This window comes from Bacteriovorax sp. PP10 (assembly GCF_035013165.1).
GTDB lineage: Bacteria > Bdellovibrionota > Bacteriovoracia > Bacteriovoracales > Bacteriovoracaceae > Bacteriovorax > Bacteriovorax antarcticus.
The window spans coordinates 721812-733631 of the sequence record NZ_JAYGJQ010000002.1 but is presented as its reverse complement, the minus strand read 5'-3'; the positions used below and the strand labels follow the sequence as shown (position 1 = coordinate 733631).

At 37.2% G+C, this 11820-nt stretch carries 11 protein-coding genes; 6 read left to right on the top strand and 5 right to left on the bottom strand.

All coding sequences use genetic code 11. From position 1 onward, the window contains the following. Nucleotides 1–46: 46 nt before the first annotated feature. Nucleotides 47–781, bottom strand: coding sequence for a substrate-binding periplasmic protein (locus SHI21_RS13450; RefSeq protein ID WP_323577140.1), 735 nt, complete (start codon nt 779–781; stop codon nt 47–49). 186 nt (nt 782–967) lie between these two features. On the opposite strand from SHI21_RS13450, the gene SHI21_RS13445 reads away from it, so the two are divergent. Further along, on the top strand, nt 968–1897 hold the full coding sequence (locus tag SHI21_RS13445) for a class I SAM-dependent methyltransferase (RefSeq protein ID WP_323577139.1): 930 nt from the start codon (nt 968–970) through the stop codon (nt 1895–1897). Between the two features lie 50 nt (nt 1898–1947). Here SHI21_RS13445 and SHI21_RS13440 read toward each other — a convergent pair whose 3' ends face one another. Next, nucleotides 1948–2847, bottom strand: a complete 900-nt coding sequence (locus SHI21_RS13440) for a LysR family transcriptional regulator (RefSeq protein WP_323577135.1) — start codon at nt 2845–2847, stop codon at nt 1948–1950. 93 nt (nt 2848–2940) lie between these two features. Between SHI21_RS13440 and SHI21_RS13435 the strand changes: the two genes are divergently transcribed. Next, nucleotides 2941–3852: an alpha/beta fold hydrolase gene (locus SHI21_RS13435; RefSeq protein ID WP_323577133.1), complete on the top strand. Its 912-nt coding sequence runs from the start codon at nt 2941–2943 to the stop codon at nt 3850–3852. Nucleotides 3853–3906: 54 nt separating this feature from the next. Here the strand turns inward: SHI21_RS13435 and SHI21_RS13430 are convergent, their stop codons facing one another. Both SHI21_RS13430 and SHI21_RS13425 read right to left on the bottom strand, forming a co-directional pair. Beyond that, complete coding sequence (locus SHI21_RS13430; protein ID WP_323577131.1) at nt 3907–4443, bottom strand: hypothetical protein; 537 nt, start codon at nt 4441–4443, stop codon at nt 3907–3909. Next, entirely contained in the window at nt 4443–5546 is a 1104-nt protein-coding gene (locus SHI21_RS13425) for a hypothetical protein (RefSeq protein ID WP_323577130.1), read from the bottom strand. Before SHI21_RS13425 ends, SHI21_RS13430 begins: the two co-directional genes overlap by 1 nt. 162 nt (nt 5547–5708) lie before the next feature. Here SHI21_RS13425 and SHI21_RS13420 point away from each other — a divergent pair, with 162 nt between their 5' ends. From SHI21_RS13420 to SHI21_RS13410, 3 genes are all read left to right on the top strand, one after another. Beyond that, entirely contained in the window at nt 5709–6800 is a 1092-nt protein-coding gene (locus SHI21_RS13420) for a DUF2914 domain-containing protein (protein WP_323577128.1), read from the top strand. Nucleotides 6801–6953: 153 nt separating this feature from the next. Then, the gene (locus SHI21_RS13415; RefSeq protein WP_323577126.1) at nt 6954–8075 is read left to right on the top strand and encodes a hypothetical protein; all 1122 of its coding nucleotides are present in this window, start codon (nt 6954–6956) and stop codon (nt 8073–8075) included. Nucleotides 8076–8158: 83 nt separating this feature from the next. Beyond that, nucleotides 8159–8740: a hypothetical protein gene (locus SHI21_RS13410; RefSeq protein ID WP_323577125.1), complete on the top strand. Its 582-nt coding sequence runs from the start codon at nt 8159–8161 to the stop codon at nt 8738–8740. Between the two features lie 142 nt (nt 8741–8882). Here the strand turns inward: SHI21_RS13410 and SHI21_RS13405 are convergent, their stop codons facing one another. Further along, nucleotides 8883–10370 (bottom strand): hypothetical protein, encoded by a 1488-nt coding sequence (locus SHI21_RS13405; RefSeq protein WP_323577124.1) that lies wholly within the window; start codon nt 10368–10370, stop codon nt 8883–8885. A gap of 365 nt (nt 10371–10735) precedes the next feature. Here SHI21_RS13405 and SHI21_RS13400 point away from each other — a divergent pair, with 365 nt between their 5' ends. Then, a complete protein-coding gene (locus SHI21_RS13400) occupies nt 10736–11818 on the top strand; it encodes a lactonase family protein (RefSeq protein ID WP_323577122.1) in 1083 nt (360 codons plus the stop codon). The last annotated feature ends 2 nt before the right edge of the window (nt 11819–11820 follow it).

Sequence of the window (11820 nt, the reverse complement as noted above, 5' to 3'; positions counted from 1 at the left end):
ATGAAAAATTTAATCGATCAACTTTTACATCAGAAGTCATGCCACTTTATTTCATGTATTTTTTCTTATAATCGTTGATGATTTTATCAGGATGTATTTTTGAGATACCTCTTTGTAAAATACTGAATGCATTTTTATTTTTAAATTTAGCGTTGATTGCCAAAAGCAAATCCTTTGTATCAATCACCTTGCGATTTGCCTGTACCTTGTGAGCAACATCTTTTGCATCGTTTTTTAAAAGATAGCTAAGATTATTTAAATCAATAAATGCTCCATCAATTCTTCCTGCTGCAACTTTTCTGACATTAAAGAGATCAGAAACAACAACTTCAGTTTTAATCACACCGCTTTTTATCAGTGCCATAAACTCAAGAGTGTTCCCGTAATCTTGCACGACTCCAATTGTCTTACCTTTCAAATCCTCTAGTTTGGTCCAAACAAGTGGTCTGCTTCTTGGTTCGACAAAACCAACTGGAGATTTAAATAGTACCGGTGATTTAAGAAAACCGGCCAGAATCTCTTCATCCCATGCTGGATAAAGGCCAGCGTAGGCCGGGTCCCTGGCCTTTTGGATTGCGCGAGTCCATGGATAAAACTCTACAACAAGGTCGATTCCTTCAGCTCTAAGTGCCGCGCGAAGTATGACGATACCAATACCACCCTCAGGGAGAGACTCCCCCGTGTAGGGCTTCCAATCAAGAGAAGCTATTTTCCACGTTTCAACGGCCAGTGTTTGGAATGAAAATAATAAAGCAGTAAGAACTAATAAATTTCTTAACATCTAATTGTTATCCTGGCTTGGGCCTGGAAAAATACCCATAGCTAATAACAATATAAAATATTTAGATGCGAGACAAGGGGCAAGTGAAATATTGATATAGTTATCTAATGAACTAAGCCCTTTTTTTTTGGACTTCAAGTGACCAGATAAGTATCGTGATGTTAAACCAACAATAAGGCCCCTATCATGAACAATTTAATCGATGAACTTACTCCAGAAGAAATAGCTGCAGGCGACGTAGCCATAACATCAGAGCTTGTTCCATGGCATTTTCCCATGATGAACGACAATGTTCGTAATGATGCTTATGAGAAGGCGCTTAAGGCCGCTTTGAAGAATGGTGGAACTGTTCTTGATATTGGGTCAGGGTCTGGATTGCTTTCGATGATGGCCGCTCGTCATGGGGCTTCACACATCACGACATGTGACTTTGTAGAGATGGTTGCAGAGAAAGCTAAAATTATCACAGCTCGCAATGGGTTTGCAGATAAGATCCAGGTTATTAATAAACTTTCGACAACCCTTGTTCCTGGAACTGATTTTCCAGAGCGTGCTGATATTTTAGTTACTGAGATATTTGATAATGGTCTGTTGGGTGAGCATGCACTTGTGGCCATTGAGCATGCGAGAAAACATTTATTGAAACCGAATGCGCAGCTAATCCCTTGTGGTGCTCGTGTATATGCGATGTGCATTGAATCGAGTGAGATTTATAAGAATCATCGTGTGGAAACAATATCAGGGTTTGATTTGTCCGCTTTTAATCAATTCTCATCTTACGAATATAGTGGATACCATATTGAGAAGTCGGAGCATAAGGCCCTAAGTAAGATTGCTTCTATCTTTGAATTTGATTTTCTAAAAGATACTAAAGATGAATCTGTTGAGATTACGTTTGAAGTAACTGAGTCAGGTCTTTGTCATGCAGTTGTTTACTGGTATGAGTTGCAGCTTGATAAAGATACAATCATTAGTACAGCTCCTTACCTTCCGCAATTGTCTTGCTGGAAGCAGGCCGTACAGCTGTTACCGAAACCTATGAACCTTACTAAAGGTGAGACTTTAAAATTAGTCGCTCATCACGATAATGAAGCTATCTGGTTTAATCGTTTGTAGAAGTAGCAAATTCAATTCCATATTTGTCTCCTGTAAATCGTTAACAGGACTTATTTTGTTACTTCTTGAATTAAAAACTCAATAACACTGTTTAGTCTCTCATCTTCTTTTCTTTTAGAACCAGATAAGAAAACAAAAGGAATAACTTTAAATTGTGCCTTAGGTAGAATTTGAACTAGTTCTCCTGATTGAACTTCATTCGTAATAGAGAATTCAGGCAAAATTCCAATCCCTGATCCCGCCATAACTAAACTCTTAAGCGATAAGACATCATGAACTTGAAATCTACTTTGCAATTGAACATTTTCAGTTTTTCCATTTAACTGAAATGAACTTTCTCGTCCAGGCCTAAATGCCAATACACCTTCTTTCTTAATAAGATCCAAATAGTCTTTTTCTGATTTCTTTCCAACAAGCAGTGAGGGTTTGCAATAAAGCCCCAGGTTGACTTTCATAAAAGGAGTACGGAATAAATGATTATCTCCATCTGCTCCTGCGCGAATCGCAAGATCAATTTTATTTTTTTCTAAATTCATGACTTGATCGGCAGATACAAGATTGAAGCGAATCTTCGGATGCATCAGTTGAAATTTATGCAAAAGCGGAATGAGCATTAGACTCATAAAGTCAGTCGGTGCTGAAATTGTAAAATTTCCAGCAAGTCCTGATTGAATACCCGTTTCACTCAGTTGCAATTTTTGCGAAGCTGCAAATAAAACTCGGCATGATTCAAAATAGATCTCTCCTTCCGGAGTTAATGTTACATCTCGAGTAGAGCGAAACAGCAACTTCCTTCCAAGGCGCCCTTCTAGAGAGGCTACCTTACTACTTACCATCGATTTAGATAATCCTAAATGGGTAGCGGCCGCCCTAAACCCATGTAACAGGGCCACGTGATAGAAAATGATACCTTCTTGAGTTAGGTCAATCAGACCTTTATTGTCCTTCATGAAGGACAGTATGTACCACTTTTCGGGGATACTCAAATACTTTGAGGGGGCGTAGTCTAGTTTTAGGAACAAACAAGCAATCAAGGAGCTTATATGAAAACATTACTACTATCTAGCCTACTAACTCTTAGCTTAACTAGCTTATCTCTTCACGCGATTGAAATCCCAAAAGGGTTTCGCCAGGAAAAAATTGAGATCAACGGTTTTAAAATGAACGTCTATAAAGGCGGTCAAGGAAAGCCAGTTGTTCTTCTTCATGGAATGGGTGAATCGGCCCTAATGTGGGAACCAGTGATGAAAGCACTTTCATCAAAATACGAAATCATTGTCCCCGATCTTCGTGGTGGTGGATTAAGTGAAGCGCCAGAAACTGGATACTCTAAAGTTGAAATGGCAGCAGATGTAAAAACATTGCTTGATCATTACAACATTAATAAAGCCCATATTGTGGGTCATGACATCGGCCTTATGGTTGCCTATGCTTTTGCTGCAAAATACCCTGAGAGCACTCAGACACTTACTGTAATGGATGCATTCCTACCTGGTGTTGGACCTGGAGATGACATTTACAACAGCCCAGACATTTGGCACTTTAGATTTTATGGAAAAAATGCAGAGAATTTAGTGAAAGGCCGTGAGAAACAATACCTCGATCACTTATGGGTTTCGTTCTCAGCAAATCCTGCAAGCTTTCCTGATGCTAAAAAGAATTACTTCGCAAAACAATACGCAGCTCCTGGACACATGAGAGCAGCAATGAATTGGTTTAAAGCTTTCCCTCAGGATGCAAAAGATAATAAAGAACTTTCGAAAACTCTTTTAAGAATGCCAGTTCTGTCTATTGGTGGTGAAAAAGCGATGGGAATGCCACTTGCAGCTACAATGAAAATCGTAGCACCTCATGCAGAAGGGATCACTCTTAAGAATACTGGGCACTGGTTAATGGAAGAAAATCCAGTTGCGACTGTTGAAGCGCTGGAAATTTTTTTAGATAAAGCGAACTAATTTGTTATCTAGTACATGTTCCAACACACTTATTTTGAGTGTGTTGGAACCTTTTTAAGGAAGCTTCATAGCAAGCTCTGATACTTCACGCGAAATCCTTTCTTCACTCAACGGAACAGGAAGCTTCCACTCCGGTATAAGCTTATAAACTTTGCTTAAACAAACAGCTCTAATGGCCGTCGCTATCTGCCCATCCTCCGCACATCTCTTAAAGAAATTCAAAGCATCAACTCGCTTTACAGGATCAGATTCAGCTTCGTCATGAATTTTTCCAATAAGATCTCCCCCATTTTTTAGTACTTCAGGAGTGTGGTGGACTTCATTGGCCGTAAGACTTTTTAAATCATCAACAGTGGCCAGGGATTTAAAGTCGCGTTCAAGTTTATTTTGATAATCGGAAAATTCAGTTACTGAATCACTATTATTTTCTTTAACAATGCCTTCATCCTTTCGATCAAGTGCGACTGAAGTGCTCATCTCTTGTGAATTAGATTTATCACTAACGTTAGAAACATTCGATGTCGTTGCAGCCTTCCATAAAAGAAGGGCCACTCCGATCAAAACTATAATTGCGATACTAAGCTTTTTCATTATTTTGCAATTGAGGCGTTCATGAGCTGAGATGACGTCTCAACTGGAACTTCAACATATGGTCCTTCAGGTTTAGGATCTAATATTTTAGGTACTAATGGAGTTTTAAGCTCCTTTAACTGCGCCTCACACACCTTCATCAAATCTTGCAGCCTCTTAAGCTCTTTAATAGAAGGCTCAGCTGCTTCTTTAGATACTTGAGGAATATATCCGATATAGAAATCAATGACCCTCTGGTAAGTCTCCATTTCCTCTTTTAGTTGCGCTTCTGTTTTAACATGCGTGCGAAGAACCACTCGATTGAATGAATCTGCAATGTCCACAGACAATTTAGTCTTATCTTCATTTGAGCATGTTAAACAATTCAGAAGTAGTGACTTCAGTGCAACTGCCTCTAGTGAATAAGATCCATTGCTCGAACCGTCACATGCCTCAAATCCCGACATATTGTGCCCTGGAGGACATTCATCATGGATAAAGCCAATGTGGTTCGCATGACCATCACTATGACGGGCCTCATGAAAAATAGTTCCGATTCTTTTAATTTTATTCGCTTCTGAGTTTTGATCTTTATTGACCGCTAATCTTTCCAGGAAGAGACCTTCACCGACTTGTAAAATCCCAACTCTTGGAGAAGGAGCAAATACACTATCACCATCAAGCTTTATACCGCTTAAAATATTATCTCGCTTACCTGTTAAATAAAGGTCGGCTCCAGTATTAGACATGATGATAATGCCGGCCAGGGCATTTGCACGATTGCTGATTGAAGGCGGAAGAGGAGTTGCAGGAAATACGTGTCCAGTTTTTTTTACTAAATTACGTCCTGAGAATTGGTAATCCTGGCCGATGATGTATTTCACTCGGTTGTAGATCCAATTGTACATTTGTGGACCGTCTACTTTTGGAAGTTCGGCCATTGTTTGGAATTCAGGATCGAAGTCAGTTATAGGATTTTTGTAAAGATAAGTGAGATCGTCTTTCATTGTTCTAAGCTGAGAAGCTGGGAGTGATGAATCGAAATATATGCCTGCGAACTTCTCACTCGCTTGAGAGTTAAATGAGATTGATAGGATTATGATTGTGCTTAATGTTTTGATCATTGTGTACCTCGAATTTGAGGTTTAGACTTAGCATGGATTGAGTTTTAAGGGCTGGAAAACATAAATATTACATAGTTTGTCTAATGTGATTTCTTTCACTTACTTGAGGTATGAGGTGAATAAAAGTTGTATTTCCGCCATTTCACCTGAAAGATAAGCTATATGAAATGGACAGAACAATTCTCAGAATTTAGAAAGAAAAACGAAGCTAAACTTGATATCACATTTTTTATATGTGGATTTGTTTTTGACGCCTGGATGGTTGCCTTCCCAGATGAGCCTCTAGTCATACTTCAACAAGCTTTATACTTATTTATTATCGCCATGCTTATTCATTATGAATTGCTTTTCAGGCTAGAGAAATGGCACCCTTCAAATTTTGCTGTGAAGATTTGGCCCTACCAAAACTTTGCCCTTCATTTCTGCCTAGGAACTTTGCTTAATGTCTATTCCCTATTCTATATAAAAAGTGCCTCAATATTCAGTAGTGCAGCTTTTCTCTTCTTAATGATCCTCATGATTTTCATGAACGAGCTGCCCTTTGTAAAAAAATCAACAAAAGTTAACTTGAAAGTCGGCCTCTATTCAATTTGCCTATTCTCGTTCTTCTCTATTGTTTATCCACTTATCTTCGGATTCATTGGATTAGTGCCCTTTTGTTTTTCTGTTTTGAGTACTCTTGCAATTTTATTTGTGCAATTAAGATCATTACGAAATTTAGTAACAGAGCCCGGCTTACTCTTTCATGCGATCTTTGCTCCAGTTGTTACAGTAGTGATTATTTTTACAAGCTTCTTTTTTCTAGGCTTGATTCCACCTGTTCCCCTAAGTGTAAAGGAACAGGGTATTTATCATAAGCTGGAGAAGAGAGATTCTCATTATTATCTGTATGCTGAAATGGATGAAAATAGTTTTTGGGATTTTGGTAAAACAACTTTCCACGCTGAGCCAGGTGATAAAATTTATTTTTATTCACAAATTTTTTCTCCAGGGAGAATTTCAGATAAAGTTATCGTTCACTGGTTTAGAAAGAATAATAAGGGCGATTGGGAAAATATGGATAAGGTTCCAGTTGCGATTAGAGGCGGCCGCGAAGAAGGATTTAGGGCCTTTACATTTAAATCTAATTTTGATGCTGGAGAATGGAAAATTCTTGTTGAGACAAGTTCAGGAGCTGAGATCTCACGTCTTTATTTTAATGTAGTTAAAGTTGATCAAGCACCATCGAGAACGTTTAAGGTTTTGGAGCGATAAAAATAGCTGAAAACTCTAATCAATAAATATATTCTATATAACTTCTGGCACATATAACTCGCCTATTTGTTGCCTGAGTTTTTTGGTAAGATCGCTCTGTAAAATAAAATTTAATTTCAAACACCAATTTTCTTTTTTTGTTATAATTATTTATTGTACAAAAATATATTTTCTTCCATACTCCTTTACTTGGTTTTTTATCAAGTTGCATTGGCAGAGCTTCCAGCATGTCAGCCATTTCGTATTCATCGAAAGGTTACACTTCCTACACCTCCAAGCTTCAGCGAGAATAGCGTGCTTGCACAGAATTGGGAGAATTCTCTTGTCGATAAAATATCGGCACATGATAAAACTTTCAAAAAAATCTATTGGCATTGGAAAAGTTCGGAGCAATTTGTCCCCCCTCCTGATCTTCATGCTTGGTTACAGTGCCTACTGTATTACGTTCAAATCGACACAGATGGGGACGGGCTTCCTGACTGGTCCGTTCAATCAGATGAAAAACCAGCTCGTATACTCTATCCATTTGACACAGATATAGATGGTGATGGTATTGAAAACATTCTTGACCCCGACCCTTTTCAAAAAAATATTTTTCCAGTAGATAAAAATGCATTCCCAAAGCACCTCGAGTCTTCAACAAAAGATGTTCTACATTGGCAGTATGAACTTTGGAAACATTTTAAAATTCTAGCGATTGAGCATACTACAAACCATTCTTCGTATGTGCTTAAAGAGTTTTTTTACCTTTTAAAGAAAATGTTTCCTGGAAAATTACCTTTATGGATTAATGAAATTAAATATCTCTACGCCTTTCAAAATCATGATGACAAAAATAACATTGCTGCATTTCACTTTGCAGCCCATGCAATAAGTATTGGTGGATCAAACTATTATACACATCAACTTGTCGGTAAAAAAAGGATTGATTTCTTATCAACGCTTGCTCATGAAATCGGGCATGCATTTTTACTAGGGGCCATTAAACCCGAAGAATTTCAAGAACTCTGTGAAAAGTTTGGATGGGGAGAGGTTTTTGACAATGGAGTCATAACTTCATTTAACTCTTCGCCCTTTTTCAGAGAACATCCTGACAGTGACTCTGTCGAAAAAGCAAAAAAAAATAATTTTGTTTCTGATTATTCATACACTAACGCGCACGAATGGTTTGCGGAAGCTTTTGCTGATAGCATTCTTATGCAATCCAAAATAATTTCCCCTAGATCACCAAAAACTTTTGACCGATGGTTAACATACAAGCTCTATTCAAAATAAAGTGAATCATTAAAACTTTGGCCTTATTCTTGCTGTTTTATTTTTAAGAGGTCCTACTTAATAATAATTCAAAAGGAGTATTTATGAAAACGTGTAACCTGTTCGCAACCATTTTAATTTCATCGTTCATTGTCGGTAATCCTGTTGTCCATGCTGAGACAATGCATATGAAAGAAAAAAATATGCAATCCAAATCTACTAAGTATTATAAACATACGACTGAAAATGCTGTACTTGATTTTAATAAAGATACAGCTAGTTTAAGCACGATGGATCAAGACAAACTTAATAACTTGGTAAAATCTGCAAAAGAAAAAGGAGAGATAACCAAAATTGAAGTGGCAGTATGGTCAGATAAAGAACATCCTGCAAAAGGAGATCTTTCAAAACCCGATATAACATTGGCAGAAAATCGCGCAACTCATATTAAAGATATTCTTAAAAAAGATATTGGACATACACGTCATGTAAAAGTTTTTAACATGGCAGAAGGCTCAAACATGGTTGCACGAATGTTTCATACCCCAACTGCTGAACTAAATTCAGAATTTGCTAAACGTAGTAAAGACTCTATGAGATCCGAAGATTTTCAGATTATTAAAAAAGAAGGTGCTCCTTCAAAAGCTGTCGTGATTTTTACGATTAGAGAACGATCAAACTACTAAATGACCTATACCCCATTTTTTAGGGGAGACAAGACAAAATGCCTCATATGGGTGCCAGCAGACTTATGGTATAGCAGTGTAGCTACCACAAGTCTGCTGGTACCCTAATTGATGTTAACAATTTCTAGCCTTTCATCATTCTCTAGCACCCTCTAGATGCATGCAAAAAATTATATTTTCCATCATCTCTAAATGCTTTAATCCAAAGATCTTTGACTGGAACATTCGTCCCTCCTTGGTCAGCCTCTTCTCCTCCATCACAAGGCTCAAAATTCTTTGTATCAACTAAAATCCATAATTGATCTTTAATCCATCTAAAAGCCTTGGCATTAAATCCATGATAAATTAAATTTGAGCTTGTTTTTTTTGTCTTTGTACCATCTGGAGATTCGTAAAAGCTAACGTCATCTGCAAGATTAGAATCTAGCAAGATTGAAGAAATACTTTTACCGCTATTAAATTGAGATTGGTGAATCCAAAACTCTTTATTGTTTTCATCTTTTAATAAAAACCAATTTCCACTTTCAGAATTCACGACTCCATAAATGTTATAATAATCAATTTCATAATCTATTTCTTTTTTCTTAAAAGGTGAGTCGAACTTAGGATGAATAACTCTACTATTCCAATCTGGTTTTTCATAAACAACTAATTCCGCATTATAAACTTTTTTCAGAAGTTTAATTGTATCAAAAAAATCTTTCCTTTGAGAACTAGAGTCGTATGCCATTTCCCACAACCTAGACGATGGCTCAGCAAACCCGATTACATTTTTTGAAATAAACTTATCAAACTTCAATTCATTAATTTCGATAAAAGATTCCTTCATTTCATTCATACTATATAGATATTTCACCCATTCCTTCACGTTAATCACTGCAAAAGTATTCGGATGATAAGATTCTATATATTGTAATGTTTTCTGTAATTTTTTTGAAGGTAAGCGGAAGATTGAATTCTTCATAGCTTTAGAACCGTTATATGTTAGATCAACACCATCTTCGAAAGAATAAGAGACACGAAAATAAGCTTCCAGATTGTTTTCATCTAGAAATATCTTCTTTATATTCTCATCATAAACTAGCTGAGAGTTTTTTTTGGGTATTTTATCTTTGATTATTTGGTAAATAGATTCAGGACAATTTGAATCAATACATGCTACAAGGCCTTTCAAGTAAAAATCAGTACTATTCAATGCTTGCTTTTTTACTATTGATTCTTTTTCAGCACTTAAGAACTTTTCCTTTAACCCTAGTAATTTGGATATATAAAACTTTCTACTATATTCTATTTCTAATTTTTTTAAATAATCATAATTCACACTCTTAGCTTCTTTATCATACTGCATTTGAGGCAATACACTTATTGCTGAAAATATTTGAGGGTGCTTTAAAAAATCACACGCATTGGACGGCTTTGAGATTAACAATGCTTCCAACTGTTTCGTAAACACTGTGAAATCGATAATCTGTGGAAAAAAATCTTTAGAAAAAGGTACAGCTTCTCCTTTTGAACATTTCTCTTTTAGAGTTTTTTGTAAGTTGTACATAGATTCATTCATTATATCTTCTGAGTGAACCTTTGAAAAAGTTAACAGGCCAATTATACTCAATAGACGTAAAATCATCATAAAACTCCAACGCTTTTTAAACTCCACAACTAATTCTATTTGGAATTAAAAAAATAGATACAAAAAAACTCCGAAAAGAGTGCACCATTCAGGTAATCATGGTTGCACAAATTAATGCATGGAATGGTGGTATGGTGCCAGCAGACATGTGGTATAGCAGTGTAATTCATCCAACAAGAGAGCTAATTGAACTCTAGCCTTTAAAACTTCCTACTTCACAACTTCCACTTGCCGAATTTCCGACATCTTCCGAAATCCCACCAAGCTCACTTGCCGATTTCCCGGCAGAGATCATTTTAAAAATTGATTTTCCAAGCAGTTACCACCAACAAGCTATTGGCACTCTTCGTGCTTTTAAACTGCTTATGAAAACACTAAAACTTATTTTACCATTGTTCATTTGCTTAATCGGATGCAGCCCAAAAAATTTTAGCATCCCAAACCCAATGCCAATGCCAATCCCCATTCCAAAAACACAAGTGATGTATGTGCTAAATTCTGCCGACAACACAATCGGTCAGTGGAAAATAGGAAGTGATGGAACATTGACGACGTTAGCTCCATCAATCGCGACTGACGATTACCCAAGAGCGATGGCCATGGATGAACAACACAACAGCTTGTATGTGGCAAATATTGGGAGCCAAACAATTACACAATATAAAACTGGAGTAGATGGAACTTTATCTGAATTAACAACGCCAATTGCTTCAAGTGCATTTACAGAATCCCTCGTGATGTCTCTAGATCATCGCTTTCTTTATTCACTTGGATATGATGGAAATATTTCTCAATATAGTTTGGGATCAGATGGAGAACTGACTCTTTTAAACAATTGGACTTATCCTAACAATCCCGTAGCAATGACTTTTTCTTCGTCGGGAAAGTTCGCTTATATGGTAAACGATGCGATCACAGATATTTCTCAATATAGAGTAGCGGCAGATGGTTCTTTTACTCCATTAACTCCGGCGACAGTATCCTCGCGCGGCTGTCCTTCGGGACCAATCTTATCGGCACAATCAAAAAGTGGAATTGATTTCATTTATGTTCTTAGTTGCTCAACAGATGAGATTGAAGCTTATTCTGTTGCTAATGATGGAACGCTTCACTCAGAGCAAGTCGTGAGCACAGGAGCTCTACCATCACATATGACGATTTCTGGAAACTTTCTTTATACAACGAATATGGCAGATAGCACTGTCTCGATGTTCACTATCGGAAGTAATGGATTGTTACAAGCGAGCACTCAAGCTGCAGTGGCCGTAGGCACTCAACTAGAGTCTATAGTTGTTGATGGCACTGGTAAATTTGCTTACGTTATGGATTATGTCGAAGATAAGATTTTTCCACTTAGCTTGGGGACTGACGGAATAATGACTCCTTTTACTTCGGGTGGTGTTCAAAGTGGGGCCGGGCCTAGGAAGGCGTTGATTAAAAGTCTTTGAGA

Bases quoted from the DNA above. Each gene is read 5' to 3' on its own strand.
- SHI21_RS13450 (WP_323577140.1), bottom strand. From the start codon at position 781: ATGTTAAGAAATTTATTAGTTCTTACTGCTTTATTATTTTCATTCCAA.
- SHI21_RS13445 (WP_323577139.1), top strand. From the start codon at position 968: ATGAACAATTTAATCGATGAACTTACTCCAGAAGAAATAGCTGCAGGC.
- SHI21_RS13440 (WP_323577135.1), bottom strand. From the start codon at position 2,847: ATGAAGGACAATAAAGGTCTGATTGACCTAACTCAAGAAGGTATCATT.
- SHI21_RS13435 (WP_323577133.1), top strand. From the start codon at position 2,941: ATGAAAACATTACTACTATCTAGCCTACTAACTCTTAGCTTAACTAGC.
- SHI21_RS13430 (WP_323577131.1), bottom strand. From the start codon at position 4,443: ATGAAAAAGCTTAGTATCGCAATTATAGTTTTGATCGGAGTGGCCCTT.
- SHI21_RS13425 (WP_323577130.1), bottom strand. From the start codon at position 5,546: ATGATCAAAACATTAAGCACAATCATAATCCTATCAATCTCATTTAAC.
- SHI21_RS13420 (WP_323577128.1), top strand. From the start codon at position 5,709: ATGAAATGGACAGAACAATTCTCAGAATTTAGAAAGAAAAACGAAGCT.
- SHI21_RS13410 (WP_323577125.1), top strand. From the start codon at position 8,159: ATGAAAACGTGTAACCTGTTCGCAACCATTTTAATTTCATCGTTCATT.
- SHI21_RS13405 (WP_323577124.1), bottom strand. From the start codon at position 10,370: ATGATGATTTTACGTCTATTGAGTATAATTGGCCTGTTAACTTTTTCA.
- SHI21_RS13400 (WP_323577122.1), top strand. From the start codon at position 10,736: ATGAAAACACTAAAACTTATTTTACCATTGTTCATTTGCTTAATCGGA.